The following is a 16,705-nucleotide window of genomic DNA, read 5'->3' on the forward strand; positions in this document are numbered from 1 at the left end:
ACGCGCCCGTAATTATATGACCGCTCGTATCAGCGGACTTTGCCCTCAGCCTGGGCCAGTTCTTCCTTGCTGAAATCATCCACGTCGATCACCTTGCGGCGTGCAGCTTCGGCGTCGCGCAGTGTCTGCGCTTCAGCCGCCTGCAACACGCCGGCGTTGAGTGCCGCGTCGATGGCGTGCTCGCCGGCAGCCGGTTTGAGCTGGCCGCTTTTGAGCGCGGTGTGCAGTTTCTTTTGCAGCGGGTGGCTGGCGTTCAGCAGATCGTAGGCATGTTGCAGGGCGCCCACCGGATCTTCCGCCGATTGCGGGCGATAGCAGCCGGCCAGCAATTCTTCCAGGGTCGGGTCGCCTTTCGCACGACCGATCACTGCGGCCACTTCGGCATCCAGCGCATCCGACGGACCAGTATGGCGACGCCCAAACGGGAATACGATTACCCGCATCAGGCAGCCAAGCACCTTGTTCGGGAAGTTGCTCAGCAGTTCATCCAATGCACGCTCCGACTCACCGAGGCTTTCCTCCATGGCCCAGACGAACAAGGGTTCCAAGTGATCCGGCGAATCCAGGTCGTGGTAGCGCTTGAGTGCCGCCGATGCCAGGTACATGTGGCTCAGTACATCCCCCAGACGCGCCGAGAGGCGTTCGCGACGTTTCAATTCGCCGCCCAGCAACATCATGCTCAGGTCGGCGAGCAGCGCAAACGCCGCTGCCTGGCGGTTCAATGCACGGAAGTAGCCCTGGCTCAGGCGGTTGCCCGGCGCTTTCTCAAAGTGGCCGATGCCCAGGTTCAGCACCAGCGTGCTGGCAGCATTACTGACAGCGAAGCCGATGTGCTGCATCAGCAGGCTGTCGAATTCCTTGAGTGCCTGGTCCTTATCTTCACGCCCGGCCAGCGCCATTTCCTTGAGCACGAAGGGATGGCAACGGATTGCACCCTGGCCAAAGATCATCAGGTTGCGCGACAGGATGTTCGCGCCTTCCACGGTGATGAAGATCGGCGCGCCTTGCCAACTGCGGCCCAGGTAGTTGTTCGGGCCCATGATGATGCCCTTGCCGCCATGCACGTCCATGGCGTGGCCGATACATTCGCGGCCCCGCTCGGTGAGGTGGTACTTGAGAATCGCCGACAGCACCGAAGGTTTTTCGCCCTGGTCGACGGCATTGGCGGTGAGCATCCGCGCGCTGTCCATCAGCCAGGCGTTACCGCCGATACGGGCCAGGGCTTCCTGGATGCCTTCGAAGGCCGATAGCGGCACGTTGAACTGTTCACGTACCTGGGCGTACTGGCCGGTCACCAGGCTGGTGAACTTCGCGGCGCCGGTGCCCACCGCCGGCAGGGAAATCGAACGGCCTACCGACAGGCAGTTCATCAGCATCATCCAGCCCTTGCCGAGCATTTCCTGGCCGCCGATCAGGTAGCTCAGGGGGATAAAGACGTCCTTGCCGGAGTTGGGGCCATTCATAAAGGCCGCGCCCAAAGGCAGATGGCGACGGCCGATTTCAACACCGGGGGTGTCGGTGGGAATCAAGGCCAGGCTGATACCCAGGTCTTCTTCCTCGCCCAACAGGTGGTCGGGGTCGTAGGCCTTGAACGCCAGCCCCAGCAGGGTCGCGACCGGGCCAAGGGTGATGTAGCGTTTTTCCCAGTTCAAACGCAGACCGATGGTTTCCTGGCCTTGCCATTCACCTTTGCAGATCACGCCGGTATCGGGCATGGCGCCGGCGTCGGAACCGGCCAGCGGACCTGTCAGGGCGAAGCAGGGGATATCGTCGCCACGCGCCAGGCGCGGCAGGTAGTGGTTGCGTTGTTCGTCGGTGCCGTAATGCAGCAGCAATTCGGCTGGGCCGAGGGAGTTGGGCACCATTACGGTGGAAGCCAGGTCACCGCTGCGGGTTGCGAGCTTCATCGCAACCTGTGAGTGGGCGTAGGCCGAAAAGCCCTTGCCACCGTATTCCTTGGGAATGATCAGGGCGAAGAAACCGTGGGTCTTGATGTGCTCCCAGGCGGCTGGAGGCAGGTCCATGGCCTGGCCGATTTCCCAGTCGCTGACCATCGCACAGAGTTCTTCGGTGGGGCCGTCGATGAAGGCTTGTTCTTCTTCAGTCAACTGCACCTTGGGGTAGGCGAGCAATTTGTCCCAGTCGGGACGCCCGCTGAACAGTTCGCCGTCCCACCACACCGTACCGGCGTCAATGGCGTCGCGCTCGGTTTCGGACATCGGCGGCAGGACTTTCTGGAACCAGCTGAACAGCGGCTTGGTGAAATATTGGCGACGCAGGTCCGGCAGCAGCAGCGGCGCCGCGACGACGGCCAGCAGCACCCAAAGGATCACCAACAACCAGCCCGGTGCGTGGCTCCAGGCGCCCATCGCCAACAGGTAAACGGCGACCACTCCCAGGGCGGGCAGGGGCGCGGTGCGGCGGTGTGCCAGGTAGGCAATGCCGACCACCAGAACCAGTATCCACAACAACAGCATATTCAATCCTCCGTGAAACCAAGGGCGAAACCACCAAGGAGCTTAGTCGGCATCCGAGAAAACGCGGTGGTCAGGGTGTAACCAGTTGTGCTGACAGCCCCCTGCAGCGGGCGCCGACATTTGGCCGAATCGTCGTTATCCGTGGTGTGAGCCTGTGGTTAAACTCCAGGCTTGCCACGGAGATGAAACATCATGAATGCGTACTTGAGTCCCAGCCGCTTCATCGATAGTGACCACCCTGCGGTGGTGGAGTTCGCGGTAAAACATCGCGGAACCAGCGCGGATTTAAGTGACCAGGCGGTCAGTCTTTACTATGCCGTGCGTGAGGCGATTCGCTATAACCCCTACACCTTCAGTCGCGATCCGCGCACCCTCAGTGCCAGTTTCGCCCTGGCCAGCCGTGAGAGTTACTGCGTGCCCAAGGCCACTTTGCTCGCCGCCTGCGCCCGGCATTGCGGCATCCCCGCGCGCATCGGCCTGGCGGACGTGCGCAACCACCTGTCGACCCCACGCCTGATCGCATTGCTCAAGAGTGATGTGTTCGCCATGCATGGGTACACCGAACTGTATCTGCACGGTCGCTGGGTCAAGGCCACGCCGGCGTTCAATGCCCAGCTGTGTGAACTTTTCGATGTGCCGCCCTTGGCGTTCGACGGTATCAACGATAGCGTTTTCCACCCCTTCAATCGCCAAGGCCAGCGCTCGATGGAATACGTGGTGGACCATGGGCAATTTACCGATGTGCCGGAGGCTTTTTTCTTTTCCCACCTGCAGAAATGTTACCCGCACCTGTTTGACGATGGGCTGCCTCCCTTGCTCGGCGACTTGCAGACGGATTTAAGCCGCTCGTGAACCGGCGTATGCTGCTGCGTCCACCCAACCACTAAGGCGCGGTCATGCTGAAAATCTGGGGTCGTAAAAATTCATCGAATGTCAGGAAGGCACTGTGGTGCGCCGAGGAGCTCGGCCTGGACTATGAGGCCATCGATGCGGGCGGTGCTTTTGGGGTGGTCGACACGCCGCAGTACCGTGCGTTGAACCCCAATGGTCGGGTGCCGATGATCGAAGACGGCGACTTCGTGTTGTGGGAATCCAATACCATCGTGCGCTACCTGTGCGCCAAGCACGGGGCGAGCTGGTATCCGACCGACCTCAAGGCCCGCGCCAACGCGGAAAAGTGGATGGACTGGACCACCTCGACCCTCGCCGAGCCATTCAAAGCAGTGTTCTGGGGCATCGTGCGCACCCCAGCGGAGCAACGGAACTGGGATGCCATCAATGCCGGGCGCAACGCCTGCATTGACGCGCTCGGTATGGTGGACAAGGCGCTGGCCGAACAACCCTACCTGTCCGGCGACGCCATCGGCATGGGCGATATTCCCCTGGGCAGCTTTATCTACGCGTGGTTTGAAATGCCCATCGAACGGCCGGCCATGCCGCATCTGGAGGCGTGGTACCAGCGTTTGCAGCAACGCCCGGCCTACCGAAAAGCCGTCATGACCGCGTTGACTTAATACCTACTATTAATACGGGTGACTGTACTTGTGCGGCGCGGCCAAGCACCATGCCTGTCCTGCGCTGTCGTTGAACTAAGGGCGGTGCGCCCTCATCTACTCTTTCTATTCCCTTCTCTGGTGCGTAATCCGATATGAGTTCCGCTCTGTCCATCCGGCAGCTAACCAAAACCTACGGCAACGGTTTCCAGGCCCTGAGTGGTATCGATCTGGACGTTGCTGAGGGTGACTTCTTCGCCTTGCTCGGCCCCAACGGTGCCGGCAAATCCACCACCATCGGCATCTTGTCGACCCTGGTCAACAAAACCAGCGGCACGGTGAATATTTTCGGTAATGACCTGGACCAGTCCCCGGCGGCGCTCAAGCGTTGCATCGGTGTGGTGCCCCAGGAATTCAACTTCAACCAGTTCGAAAAGACTTTCGACATCGTCGTGACCCAGGCGGGCTACTACGGCATCCCGGCGAAAATCGCCAAGGAGCGCGCCGAGCAGTACCTCACCCAATTGGGCCTGTGGGACAAGCGCGACGTGCCTTCGCGTTCGCTGTCCGGCGGCATGAAGCGACGTTTGATGATCGCCCGCGCCTTGGTGCATGAGCCGCGCCTGCTGATCCTCGATGAGCCCACCGCCGGCGTGGACATTGAGCTGCGGCGTTCGATGTGGACCTTTCTCACCGAGCTGAACGAGAAGGGCATCACCATCATCCTCACCACCCACTACCTGGAAGAGGCTGAGCAGCTTTGCCGCAATATCGGCATCATCGACCACGGCACCATCGTCGAGAACACCAGCATGCGTAACCTGCTGAGCCAGTTGCATGTGGAAACGTTCCTGCTGGACTTGAAGAACAATCTGACCGTCGCACCGCAACTGCTCGGCTACCCCTGCCGCCTGGTGGATAGCCATACCCTGGAAGTCCAGGTGGACAAAGCCATGGGCATCACCGCGCTGTTCACCCAATTGGCGACCCAGAACATCGAAGTGCTGAGCCTGCGTAATAAAACCAATCGCCTTGAGGAGTTGTTCGTGTCCCTGGTGGAGAAAAATCTGGCGAAGGTGGCGGTATGAGTTCCGAACTGCAACCCAACCTCGTCGCCCTGCAGACCATCGTCTATCGCGAAGTGAAGCGCTTTACCCGGATCTGGCCGCAGACGTTGCTGCCGCCGGCAATCACCATGGTCTTGTACTTTGTAATCTTCGGGAACCTGATCGGTCGGCAGATCGGCGACATGGGTGGCTTCACCTACATGGAGTACATCGTGCCGGGCCTGATCATGATGTCGGTGATCACCAACTCCTACGGCAACGTGGTCTCCAGCTTCTTTGGCAGCAAGTTTCAGCGCTCCATCGAAGAACTGATGGTGTCGCCGGTGTCGCCCCACACGATCCTTATCGGTTACACCCTGGGTGGTGTGCTGCGCGGTTTGATGGTGGGCGTGATCGTGACGCTGTTGTCGCTGTTCTTCACCCATCTGCAGGTGCATCACCTGGGGGTGACGATTCTGGTGGTGGTGCTAACGGCGACGATTTTCTCGCTGCTGGGCTTTATCAACGCGGTGTTTGCGCGCAATTTCGATGACATCTCGATCATCCCGACTTTCGTGCTGACACCGCTGACGTACCTGGGCGGGGTGTTCTACTCCATCAGCCTGCTGCCGCCTTTCTGGCAGACCGTATCGTTGGCAAACCCTGTCCTGCACATGGTCAATGCCTTCCGTTACGGCATCCTCGGCGTATCGGATATCAAGATCAGCGTGGCGATCACTTTTATGATCGTGGCCACTGTGGTGCTTTACATCGGGTGTGCACGGTTGCTGGTCAGTGGGCGCGGGATGCGCACCTAAGCTGATCAGAACGCAGTGAAATGTGGGAGGGCCAAGCGCTCTCCCACCTATGGTTTTGCATCAGGTCTTCAGTGCCAGCTCGATCAGCTCGTGCAGTTCTTCAACTGCCAACGGCGCGCTCGAGAACAGAATACGAAACACTGTCGGCGCCGCCAGCAGGTTGATCAAGCGGTCCACGCTTGGCGCTGTTTCGCCGGGGTAGCGATCGACAATTGTCTGCAACTGCCCGCTCAGAATGCTAACGCAGTAGCCTGGCGTTGGGCTGCATTGCACGTCGCGCATCATCATGCGCCCCGGTTCCGAACTCATCTCATCCAGGTACTGCTCGGCCCAGGCTCGCAGGTCGCCGCGCAGGCTGCCGGTATCGGCCGGCTCGCTGTCCGGGCGCATGCGTGCAACGGCCACATCGGCGAGCAGGGCGGAGAGGTCCCCCCAGCGTCGGTAGATGGTCGACGGCGTCACCCCGGCGCGCGCGGCAATCATCGGCACAGTCACGCTGGATCGCTCGTGGGCTTCCAACAGTTCACGCACGGCGCAATGTACCGATGCTTGTACCCGGGCACTGCGGCCTCCCGGGCGAAGGCCTTCTTTAATCACCATGGACGCGACCTTAACACAAAGAATTTGCTTTAAGCGTCGGCGAGTCGCACACTGCGCAAAAGCAAAATATTAGCTTTAGCGGAGCGTGCCCATGTCCAGTCTCACTTCCCATCGCCCCAGCCTGGTGTTCCTGGCGATCACCTTGCTGACGTTTCTCGCCGCCTCCAGCGCGCCGACGCCGTTGTATCACCTGTATCAGCAGCACTTGGACTTTTCCGCAGGCATGCTCACGCTGATCTTTGGTGTGTACGCCCTGAGCTTGTTAGCGGCGCTGCTGACCGTGGGCTCGCTGTCGGATTACCTGGGGCGCAAGGCGGTGATCTTCGCCGCACTGATCCTTGAGATGCTGGCGATGCTGCTTTTTATCAATGAAAGCAGTGTGGCCTGGCTGATCGTCGCGCGCACATTACAGGGCTTCGCCACCGGTATGGCCACCGCAGTGCTGGGCGCAGCGCTGCTGGATACCGATCACGAACAGGGCCCACTGATCAACAGCCTTGCGCCGTTGCTGGGCATGGCCTGCGGAGCGATGGGCTGCAGCCTGCTGGTGGAGTTCGCGCCATTTCCGACCCAGTTGATTTACTGGGTGCTGTTCGGCGCGATGCTGCTACAAGCCTTGCTTGTGTTGCGCCTGCCGGAAACCGTCAGTCCCATCGCCGGGGCGTTGGCGTCGTTGTGGCCTACGTTGCATGTGCCTGCCCAGGCGCGCCGCGCATTGTGGATTGCATTGCCGGTGGATATCGCGGTGTGGGCCATGGGCGGTTTCTATTTATCCCTGGCGCCTTCTCTGGTGCGGGCGGCGACCGGGTCGACATCGAACCTGATCGGCGGTGGATTGGTGGCGGTGCTGACCGTCAGCGGAGCGCTGATGATTTACGGCCTGCGCCACCGTGCGGCTGACAAAGTCCTGCGTCTGGGCGCCATGCTGTTGGCGCTGGGCGTGGCGCTGATCCTCGGCGCCGTACACACAGCCAGCCTGCCGCTGTTCTTCGTCGCCACCCTGATCGCCGGCAGCGGGTTCGGCGCCGGGTTTCTGGGCGCTGTGCGCAGCGTCGTGCCATTGGCTCAGCCCCACGAGCGCGCAGGCTTGATGTCGGCGTTTTACGTCCTGAGCTACTTGGCGTTCTGCATACCCTCGTTGTTGGCGGGCACCCTGACGCGCGCGTTCGGCCTGATCGCCACCACCGACGGCTATGGCGCCTCGTTGATCGTGTTGGCCCTCAGTGCCTTGATGGCGTTGCTGCTCCAGGACTGCACCAGGAGCCGCGCGACATCCAGTCGGTGATCCGGTCATAATCCGCGACTTCAACAGCCGAAGGGTTCGACGATGAAGATTATCCGCAGCAAAGACTTCACCGGCAGCCGTGCCTGGGAGGCGCTGGATATCGCCACTATGAACGGCATTACCACCCGTTTGCACTGGACCGATCAACCATACCGCTGGCACATCAACGACGGCGAAGAAGTATTTGTCGTGCTCGACGGACGGGTGCTGATGCACTACCGCGATAACGGCTTTGAACAGGTAGCTGAGTTGGCGGTGGGGGACATCTTTTATGCCAGCGTCGGTACCGAGCATGTCGCCCATCCCCAAGGTCCGGCACGCGTCCTGGTGATCGAAAGTGAAGGCAGTGTCTGATACTTATCGGTTGAATAGATAACAGTTAGAGAAATTACCCGTTATATAGATATGTGATCAGGTTCTATCATGAAATCAACCTCATAAGAGGAAGAGGACTGACACGATGACCTGCTCCACAACGCTTAGATATAAACCTTTCAGTCACCTGACCCGGCCTCGGGAAGTGATTCGCCAGTTCACACCCAATTGGTTCGCCGCGACCATGGGCACCGGCGTGCTCGCGCTGGCCTTGGCCCAATTGCCGGTGGCGCTGCCGGGCCTGCATGTTTTGGCCGAAGCGCTGTGGCTGTTCACCATCGTCTTGTTCATGCTGTTCAGTGGGCTGTATGCCGCGCGTTGGGTGATGTTCTTCCATGAAGCGCGACGGATCTTCGGGCACTCCACGGTTTCGATGTTCTTCGGCACCATCCCCATGGGCCTGGCCACGATTCTCAACGGCTTGCTGCTGTTCGGTCTGCCGCGCTGGGGCAGTGCCGTGGTGCCGTTGGCCGAGGTGCTGTGGTGGCTGGATGTGGCTATGGCCTTGGCCTGCGGCGTGCTGATCCCGTTCATGATGTTCACGCGCCAGGAGCACAGCATCGACCAGATGACCGCCGTGTGGTTGTTGCCCGTGGTCGCCGCCGAGGTCGCTGCTGCCAGTGGTGGGCTGTTGGCGCCGCACCTGGCCGATGCCCATTCGCAACTGGTGATGTTGGTGACCAGCTACGTGCTGTGGGCGTTTTCCCTGCCGGTGGCATTCAGCATCCTGACCATTCTGATGCTGCGCATGGCCTTGCACAAACTGCCCCACGCCAACATGGCCGCATCCAGCTGGCTGGCCTTAGGTCCCATCGGCACCGGCGCCCTCGGCATGTTGCTGCTGGGGGGCGATGCACCGGCGATCTTCGCCGCCAACGGCTTGCCAGGCATCGGTGACATCGCCAACGGCCTCGGCATGGTGGCCGGTATTACGCTGTGGGGCTTCGGTTTGTGGTGGATGCTGATCGCCGTGTTGATCACGCTGCGTTACCTGCGCGCCGAAATCCCCTTCAACCTGGGCTGGTGGGGCTTTACCTTCCCTCTGGGGGTGTACGCATTGACCACTCTGAAACTGGCGAACGTGTTGCACTTGGCGTTCTTCAATGTAGTGGGCAGCGTGCTGGTGGCGGCGTTGGCATGGATGTGGTTGATCGTGACCAAGCGCACCGTGGTGGGGGCCTATAAAGGTGAGCTTTTTGTTTCACCGTGTATTGCAGGATTAGGGAATAAGTAACCAGGATTAGGTAAAGTCGTGGCCTGATAATCGATAAGCCTTCAGGCCACGCAGGAACACGGACGACGATGAGCCATCCTTCCCAATTCACCTTGCTGCGCACACGGCGATTTTTGCCGTTTTTCATCACCCAGTTGTTGGGTGCGTTCAACGACAACATCTTCAAGCAATCGCTGATCCTGGCGATCCTCTACAAACTCGCAATCGACGGCGATCGCGCCATTTGGGTCAACCTGTGCGCGCTGCTGTTTATTCTGCCGTTCTTCCTGTTCTCGGCGCTGGCCGGGCAGTTCGGCGAAAAATTCAATAAGGACGCGCTGATTCGGGTGATCAAGATCGCCGAGATCGTGATCATGGCCGTGGGCGCCACCGGTTTTCTGTTCAACCACCTGGAATTGATGCTGCTTGCGTTGTTCGCCATGGGCACGCACTCGGCGCTGTTCGGCCCGGTGAAGTATTCGATCATGCCCCAGGCATTGCGCGACGACGAGTTGGTCGGCGGTAACGGCCTGGTGGAAATGGGCACCTTCCTGGCGATCCTGGCGGGCACTATCGGCGCTGGGATCATGATGTCGTCCACCCATTACGCCAAGGTGGTGTCGGTGGCGATTGTCGGCGTGGCGGTGCTGGGTTACCTGGCCAGCCGCAGCATCCCGCGCGCGGCGGCCTCCACGCCGCAATTGCGCCTGAACTGGAATATCTTCAGCCAATCGTGGGCCACCTTGCGCATGGGCCTGGGGCAAACGCCGGCGGTGTCGCGCTCGATTGTCGGCAACTCGTGGTTCTGGTTTGTCGGCGCGATCTACCTGACGCAAATCCCGGCCTATGCCAAGGAGTGGCTGTACGGCGACGAAACCGTGGTGACGCTGATTCTTACCGTGTTTTCGGTGGGCATCGCCCTGGGTTCGATGCTGTGCGAAAAGCTCTCCGGCCGTAAGGTGGAAATTGGTCTGGTGCCGTTCGGATCATTCGGCCTGACGGTGTTCGGCCTGTTGCTGTGGTGGCATTCCGGCGGCTTCCCGCAGAACGTCCAGGCCAACGATTGGCTGGCGGTGCTCAGCTACGGGCAGGCCTGGTGGGTACTGGCGGATATTCTCGGCCTGGGTGTGTTCGGCGGTTTCTATATCGTGCCGCTGTATGCGTTGATCCAGTCGCGCACGGTTGAACATGAGCGCGCACGGGTGATCGCCGCCAACAACATCCTCAATGCGCTGTTCATGGTGGTGTCGGCGCTGGTGTCGATTCTGCTGTTGAGCGTGGCCAAGCTGTCGATTCCGCAGCTGTTCCTGGTGGTGTCGCTGCTCAATATCGCGGTCAATACCTACATCTTCCGAATCGTCCCCGAGTTCACCATGCGCTTCATGATCTGGCTGCTCAGCCATTCCATGTACCGCGTGGAGCACCGCAACCTGCAGGCCATCCCGGACGAAGGCGCGGCGTTACTGGTGTGCAATCATGTGTCGTTTGTCGATGCGCTGCTGATCGGTGGCGCGGTGCGTCGGCCGATTCGTTTTGTCATGTACTACAAGATCTACCGTTTGCCGGTGCTCAACTTTATCTTCCGCACCGCCGGGGCGATTCCGATTGCCGGGCGCAACGAAGATATCCAGATCTATGAGCAAGCCTTCAAGCGGATTGCCGAGTACCTGAAAGAAGGGGAGTTGGTGTGTATCTTTCCGGAGGGCAAGCTGACCGCCGATGGTGAGATGAATGAGTTTCGCGGTGGTGTGACGCGCATTCTGGAAGAGACGGCGGTGCCGGTGATTCCCATGGCGTTGCAGGGGTTATGGGGCAGTTTCTTCAGTCGCGATCCGAATAAAGGCTTCTTCCATCGCATCTGGTCGCGGGTGGTGCTGGTGGCCGGCGAGCCGGTTGCGGTGGAGGCGGCTACACCTGCGCAGTTGCAGGAAGTGGTAGCGGGACTGCGCGGCACGGTCCGTTAGATTTGTACGGCTAATCAGCGCTTACCGCGTTCGGGTTTGCCCACGGTAAGCGCTGGCGACCTAGGTGCTGAGCTTGAGACCAATCAACCCGAAGATGATCAATGCCACGCTGGCCAGCCGGAACAACGCCATGGATTCGCCAAACAGGATAATCCCGGCGATGACCGTCCCGACGGCACCCACGCCCGTCCATACGGCATAGGCAGTACCCAGCGGCAGCTCTTTCACGGCCAGCCCCAGCAGGCCAAGGCTCACAGCCATGGCGGCAAGGGTCAGCACGGTGGGCAGTGGCTTACTGAAACCATCGGTGTACTTCAAGCCGACGGCCCAGCCCACTTCGAACAACCCGGCAAAAAACAGAATGATCCAAGACATGGGTAACCCCTTCTGTGGATGGGGTCGTCCCCGGAATTGGCGCTTGGAAGCGTCGCGGGGTCGTCCCCGCGAAGGGCGTTAGAGTGCCGAACATCGATCACGCGATCAAGTTGGCGGGGTGCTCTCCAGTGGGAGACGGTCTTGCGCTTCGCTCATCCGGCGGAAGTAAGTCGACAGCAATGCCCCGGAAATATTGTGCCAGACGCTGAACAGCGCGCTCGGCACCGCCGCCAATGGCGAGAAGTGCGCGCTGGCCAGCGCGGCGCCCAGCCCGGAGTTTTGCATGCCCACCTCCAGCGCCAGGGATTTGCGTTGTGCCAAGGGCAGTTTGAACAGGCGACCGGTGAAGTAACCCAGCAAGTAGCCGAAGCTGTTATGCAGCATCACCACCGCCATGATCAACAGGCCCGACTCGGCAATCTTGGCCTGGCTCGCCGCAACCACCGCCGCGACGATCGTCACGATGCTGATCACCGACACCAGCGGCAATACCTCCACCGCATGGCGCACGCGCTCACCAAGCACGCGTTGCGCCACCACGCCGAGCACGATCGGCAGCAGCACCACTTGCAGGATCGACCAGAACAGCTCCATGAACGACACCGGCAACCAGGCTGACGCCAGTAACCAGATCAGCGCCGGCGTCAGCAGCGGGGCGAGGAGGGTGGTGACGGCGGCGATGGCCACCGACAATGCCAGATCGCCACGGGCCAGCCAGGTCATGACGTTGGACGAGGTACCGCTTGGGCAGCAGCCCACCAGGATCACACCGACGGCAATCTCCGGCGGCAGATGAAACACCTGGCACAACAACCAGGCCACGCCGGGCATGATCACAAAGTGCGCCACCACGCCCAGCGCCACGCGCCATGGGTGCCGGGCGACTTCAGCGAAGTCATCCAACTTCAGGGTCAGCCCCATACCGAACATCACCAGCCCCAGTAACGGCACGATGGCACTTTTCAGGCCAATGAACCAGGACGGTTCGAAGAACGCCACAACGGCGAAAATCAACACCCAATAGGCGAAGGTATTGCCGACGAAGCGGCTCAGGCTGGCGAGGGCGCGCATGGGAATGTCCTTTTTCGTTGGTCTTTTTTTGAGGGGTTGATACGGTCAAAATGTGGCAGGGGGCTTGCCCGTGATCGCACTGTGTCAGCCAATGAATAAGTTGACCGACACAGCGCAATCCCGAACACGCGCCTCTAACGCCTCCCGATCCTCACACGGCTTAGATGCCCTGCGGGGTCTCTTCTCCGCCCAGCGCTTCGATCAGCGCCGGCAGGAAGTCGCCGAAGGTCAGCATCATCAGGGTAAAGCTGGCATCCAACTGGCCCAGGGCTTCGTCGCCGCCGTCCTGTTCCGCCTGGTCCTGCAGCAGGTCTTCGAACTTCAGGCGCTTGACGGTCATTTTGTCGTCGAGCATGAAGGACAGTTTGTCTTGCCAGGCCAGGGCCAACTGAGTCACGACTTTGCCGGTGGTCAGGTGCAGCTGGATTTCTTCGCTGGTCAGGTCCTGACGCTTGCAACGTACGATGCCGCCATCTTCGTGAGTGTCGCGCAGCTCGCACTCGTCGAGGACGAAGAAGTCATCGGCCGGTTTCTGGGTGGTGACCCAGTCGGTCATGATGGCGGTCGGTGCGGTTTTCACCGTCAGCGGACGTACCGGCAGGGTGCCGATCACTTCACGCAGGGTGGAGAGCAGATCTTCGGCGCGCTTGGGGCTGGCCGAGTTCACCAGGATCAGACCCTGTTTCGGCGCGATGGCGGCAAAGGTCGACGAGCGACGAATAAATGCGCGGGGCAGGAAGGCCTGGATGATCTCATCCTTGATCTGGTCGCGTTCTTTCTTATAGACCTTGCGCATCTGCTCGGCCTCGATCTCTTCGACTTTCTCCTTGAGTGCGTCACGCACCACGCTGCCCGGCAGAATGCGTTCTTCCTTGCGCGCGGCGATCAGCAGGAAGTCACCGCTGACGTGCACCAGGGGCGCATCTTCACCTTTGCCGAACGGGGCGACAAAACCGTAAGTGGTCAACTCCTGGCTTGCACATGGGCGCGCCAGCTTGGTGGCCATGGCCGCTTCCAACGCCTCGGCATCAACAGGCAGATCTTGGGTCAGGCGATAGATAAGCAGGTTCTTGAACCACATGGGGTGAGTCTCTCCTTTATACAAAGGGGGGCATTATTCTCTTCATATCGCCGCAGGCCAACCCTGCCTAAGCCATTGGAAGCTATCAAAAAAAAGATTTAAGAAAGTGCTTGCCAGACTTGGGGGCGCTCCGTAGAATGCGCGCCACACCGAAACGAAGGGTGATTAGCTCAGCTGGGAGAGCATCTGCCTTACAAGCAGAGGGTCGGCGGTTCGATCCCGTCATCACCCACCATTCGCTTCAAGTGTTACGCGCAGCGGTAGTTCAGTCGGTTAGAATACCGGCCTGTCACGCCGGGGGTCGCGGGTTCGAGTCCCGTCCGCTGCGCCATATTCGGTAACCTGGAACACTGAACGCCAGGTCACCACAGAAAGCCCGCTCATTGAGCGGGCTTTTTGCTGTCTGGACTTTGCATAAACTGAAAAACGCCGCCGATCAGGTTTGATCAGCGGCGTTTTTTATTGGGGCTCTAGAAATCCCAGCGCGTGGTCACCATAAAGTTGCGCGGCTCGCCGTAAGCGGCGGAGTTATAGAAGCCGATATTGGTGTAGTAGTGCTTGTCGAACAGGTTGTTGACGTTCAGTGTGGCCGACAGATTCTTAGTGACCTGGTACTTGGTCATCACATCCACCAGCCAATAAGCGTCCTGGGAGAACTCTTCGTATTGCTTATGCGGGTTGTTGTAGATGTCCTGCCAGCCAACGCTCTGCCAGCGTACGCCACCGCCGACGGTCAACTTGTCCAATTGGCCCTTGAGTTGGTAGGTGGTGTACAGCTTGACCTGATCTTCAGGCTCGAAGGTGGAGATTTTTTCGTCCTTGTCGTCGCGCACTATCTTGTGGGTGTAGCCGGCCTGAAGTTGCCAGCCAGGAGCAATCTCGCCGGACATCTCCAACTCATAACCTTTGGTAACGGCCTTGCTGCTTTTGTAAGCGTAGTTGTTCGGGATTGGCGTTTGGTTGTTGTACTCGTCATCCGAAAGCGCGCGATTGGATTCATGGATTTCAAAGTAGGCTGCACTGGCGTTCACGCGACCGTCGAGGAAGTCGGCTTTCAGACCCAGCTCCCAGTTCTGGCCTTCGTCGGGCTCAAGCAGCTTGTTGTCGCGGTCGCGGTTGTAATTCTCCTGCGGCATGAAGATATCGGTGTAGCTGGCGTACACCGAGTAAGTGTCGTTAAGGTCGTACACGGCACCGACGTAAGGCACGAAACGTCCAGACTCACGGTAATTGGGGTTGTAGCCTGTGACCTGGTAGTTGACCACGCGTCCGCCCAGCAGCAGCTTGAGGTCGTCGGCAAGGTTCAGGCGCGTGGTGACATAAGCGCCTGTCTGGCGCACGGTGTCATCGGTCAGCGATTGTGCCTGACCCCAATCCGGTATGGCGGCGTGGCCGTGCCAGTTATTGAAATCGACGATATTCGGCGAGAGATTCCAGTAGCCTTTACCTTTCCATTCGGAGGCGCTGATGGAGCCGCCCAGCACCAGTTCATGTTCTCGACCTCCCAGGCTGAACGGGCCGCTCACGTATAGGTCGGCGGAATCGCTGACAGTTTCCCCGGTGTACTTGCCCGACGTGAGTTGTGCGGTGCCATCCGGTTGAGGCTGGTCGCCTTGGATCGAACCCATCAACGCGTGGTAGCCGTTGATCTTGTGATCCAATTGCAGCTTGGTCACCCATCCATCGCCCAGATCGTGCTCAAGCACGGCAAATACGGTGCGTGTGTATTGCTCCCAACTGCTCCAATCGGCGGCGTTGTTGAACGAGCGCTTGACGCTATTGCGATCGCCTTTGGCGTTGATCAGCGGAAAACTGCCCGACCATGAAGAACCCTTTGGCAGCGTGTCCTGATAGTCGCCGCCTACGGTCAGCAGGGTGTCGGGTGACAGATCGAACTCCATGATGCCGTAGTACGTGGGACTCTGGCGCGAGTAGTGATCCATGAACGAATGCTTGTCCTGGTACGCCGCCACGGCTCTGCCGCGCACGTTGCCACTTTCGGTCAGCGGACCGCTGACATCCAGCTCGCTGCGGTAGTTGTCCCAGGAACCGGCGCCGAGGGTGGCGTGTCCTTGAAAGTCTGCGGTAGGTTTCTTACGCACCAGGTTGATTGTCGCCCCCAGCGAGCCTGCGCCAGTTAGCAGGCCGGTGGCACCCTTGAGCACTTCGACGCGGTCGTAGATCGCCATGTCGCTCAGGGTGTTGCCCGCTGAGTAAGCGACATTGCGCGCCGTGGACGGAATGCCGTCGTACTGGAAGTTGTTGATGGAAAAACCCCGGGCATAGTAGTTGGTACGCTCGGTGTCGAAGGCTGACACAGTGATGCCGGGTGTATGGCGCATCACATCGTCGACGTTGTTCAGGCCGAAATCATCCATGTGCTGGCGGGTGACTACCGAGACCGATTGCGGCGTTTCCTTGGGCGTCAGCACCAGCCTTGTCGAGGTCGCGATTGTGCCGGGCGTGTAGGATCCGGTGCCCTCGGTGACGTTACCGAGCTGGTTACCGCTGACTTGGGTCGGGCTCAGCTCCATGGTGTCGCCGCCGCTGACGGGCGCGGGTTCCAGCGCATAGACCTGATCGCCTTTTACCGCACGGTAGCCGCTGCCTTGCAGCAAACTATCGAAACCGTCCTGGATGCCGTAGGAGCCTTTCAGACCTTGCCCTTGAAGGCCTTCCAGTTCGTGGGACTGGAACACGATGGCGACGCCCGCCTGCTGGGCAAACCGATTGAGCGAGCTGCCTAGCGGCCCGGCTGGAATGTCGTACGTCCGAGTGGTGATGCTGGCGACGTCTGCATGGGCCAGACTCATATTTAATGTGATGGTGGTGATCAGCGCCAGCGACAGTGGCGCGCTTTTCAGGAGTCGAAAACGTCTGCCCGCGGGGGAGGGGGTAGGCATGGTG

Annotated in this window: 14 protein-coding genes and 2 tRNA genes; 10 read left to right on the plus strand and 6 right to left on the minus strand. The window is 59.9% G+C overall.

What is annotated here, in order from left to right; genetic code table 11:
• Positions 1-29: 29 nt before the first annotated feature.
• Positions 30-2,477, minus strand: coding sequence for an acyl-CoA dehydrogenase (locus ACFZPT_RS21635; RefSeq protein ID WP_047882844.1), 2,448 nt, complete (start codon positions 2,475-2,477; stop codon positions 30-32).
• Positions 2,478-2,669: 192 nt separating this feature from the next.
• On the opposite strand from ACFZPT_RS21635, the gene ACFZPT_RS21640 reads away from it, so the two are divergent.
• From ACFZPT_RS21640 to ACFZPT_RS21655, 4 genes are all read left to right on the plus strand, one after another.
• Positions 2,670-3,329 carry a transglutaminase family protein gene (locus ACFZPT_RS21640; RefSeq protein ID WP_034096709.1) on the plus strand — a complete coding sequence of 220 codons (660 nt, stop codon included), beginning with the start codon at positions 2,670-2,672 and terminating at the stop codon, positions 3,327-3,329.
• Positions 3,330-3,373: 44 nt separating this feature from the next.
• A complete protein-coding gene (locus ACFZPT_RS21645; protein ID WP_034096710.1) occupies positions 3,374-3,991 on the plus strand; it encodes a glutathione S-transferase family protein in 618 nt (205 codons plus the stop codon).
• Between the two features lie 134 nt (positions 3,992-4,125).
• The gene (locus ACFZPT_RS21650; protein ID WP_034137625.1) at positions 4,126-5,058 is read left to right on the plus strand and encodes an ABC transporter ATP-binding protein; all 933 of its coding nucleotides are present in this window, start codon (positions 4,126-4,128) and stop codon (positions 5,056-5,058) included.
• Positions 5,055-5,834, plus strand: coding sequence for an ABC transporter permease (locus ACFZPT_RS21655; RefSeq protein ID WP_034096712.1), 780 nt, complete (start codon positions 5,055-5,057; stop codon positions 5,832-5,834). Before ACFZPT_RS21650 ends, ACFZPT_RS21655 begins: the two co-directional genes overlap by 4 nt.
• 60 nt (positions 5,835-5,894) lie before the next feature.
• On the opposite strand, the gene ACFZPT_RS21660 is transcribed toward ACFZPT_RS21655, so the two are convergent.
• Positions 5,895-6,434, minus strand: a complete 540-nt coding sequence (locus ACFZPT_RS21660) for a TetR/AcrR family transcriptional regulator (protein ID WP_034137626.1) — start codon at positions 6,432-6,434, stop codon at positions 5,895-5,897.
• Between the two features lie 91 nt (positions 6,435-6,525).
• Here ACFZPT_RS21660 and ACFZPT_RS21665 point away from each other — a divergent pair, with 91 nt between their 5' ends.
• The 4 genes from ACFZPT_RS21665 (at position 6,526) to ACFZPT_RS21680 (ending at position 11,271) form a co-directional block, all read left to right on the plus strand.
• Positions 6,526-7,719 (plus strand): MFS transporter, encoded by a 1,194-nt coding sequence (locus ACFZPT_RS21665; RefSeq protein WP_099313138.1) that lies wholly within the window; start codon positions 6,526-6,528, stop codon positions 7,717-7,719.
• A 42-nt stretch (positions 7,720-7,761) separates the two neighbouring features.
• The gene (locus ACFZPT_RS21670) at positions 7,762-8,073 is read left to right on the plus strand and encodes a cupin domain-containing protein (RefSeq protein ID WP_034096715.1); all 312 of its coding nucleotides are present in this window, start codon (positions 7,762-7,764) and stop codon (positions 8,071-8,073) included.
• 106 nt (positions 8,074-8,179) lie between these two features.
• Positions 8,180-9,328, plus strand: a complete 1,149-nt coding sequence (locus ACFZPT_RS21675) for a TDT family transporter (RefSeq protein WP_034096716.1) — start codon at positions 8,180-8,182, stop codon at positions 9,326-9,328.
• Between the two features lie 68 nt (positions 9,329-9,396).
• Complete coding sequence (locus tag ACFZPT_RS21680; RefSeq protein WP_034096717.1) at positions 9,397-11,271, plus strand: MFS transporter; 1,875 nt, start codon at positions 9,397-9,399, stop codon at positions 11,269-11,271.
• 60 nt (positions 11,272-11,331) lie between these two features.
• Here ACFZPT_RS21680 and sugE read toward each other — a convergent pair whose 3' ends face one another.
• The 3 genes from sugE to rdgC form a co-directional block, all read right to left on the minus strand.
• Entirely contained in the window at positions 11,332-11,646 is a 315-nt protein-coding gene (gene sugE / locus ACFZPT_RS21685) for a quaternary ammonium compound efflux SMR transporter SugE (RefSeq protein ID WP_034096718.1), read from the minus strand.
• Positions 11,647-11,751: 105 nt separating this feature from the next.
• Complete coding sequence (locus ACFZPT_RS21690; RefSeq protein ID WP_034112747.1) at positions 11,752-12,717, minus strand: bile acid:sodium symporter family protein; 966 nt, start codon at positions 12,715-12,717, stop codon at positions 11,752-11,754.
• Positions 12,718-12,877: 160 nt separating this feature from the next.
• The gene (gene rdgC, locus ACFZPT_RS21695) at positions 12,878-13,798 is read right to left on the minus strand and encodes a recombination-associated protein RdgC (protein ID WP_047882847.1); all 921 of its coding nucleotides are present in this window, start codon (positions 13,796-13,798) and stop codon (positions 12,878-12,880) included.
• Between the two features lie 159 nt (positions 13,799-13,957).
• On the opposite strand from rdgC, the gene ACFZPT_RS21700 reads away from it, so the two are divergent.
• Both ACFZPT_RS21700 and ACFZPT_RS21705 read left to right on the plus strand, forming a co-directional pair.
• Positions 13,958-14,033 (plus strand) — tRNA-Val (locus ACFZPT_RS21700).
• A gap of 19 nt (positions 14,034-14,052) precedes the next feature.
• A tRNA-Asp gene (locus ACFZPT_RS21705) sits at positions 14,053-14,129 on the plus strand.
• A 139-nt stretch (positions 14,130-14,268) separates the two neighbouring features.
• On the opposite strand, the gene ACFZPT_RS21710 is transcribed toward ACFZPT_RS21705, so the two are convergent.
• On the minus strand, positions 14,269-16,701 hold the full coding sequence (locus ACFZPT_RS21710) for a TonB-dependent siderophore receptor (protein ID WP_034096721.1): 2,433 nt from the start codon (positions 16,699-16,701) through the stop codon (positions 14,269-14,271).
• Between the last annotated feature and the right edge of the window lie 4 nt (positions 16,702-16,705).

Origin of the sequence: Pseudomonas sp. MD330_10 (genome assembly GCF_042610415.1) — a bacterium.
Taxonomy (GTDB): Bacteria; Pseudomonadota; Gammaproteobacteria; order Pseudomonadales; family Pseudomonadaceae; genus Aquipseudomonas; species Aquipseudomonas rhodesiae.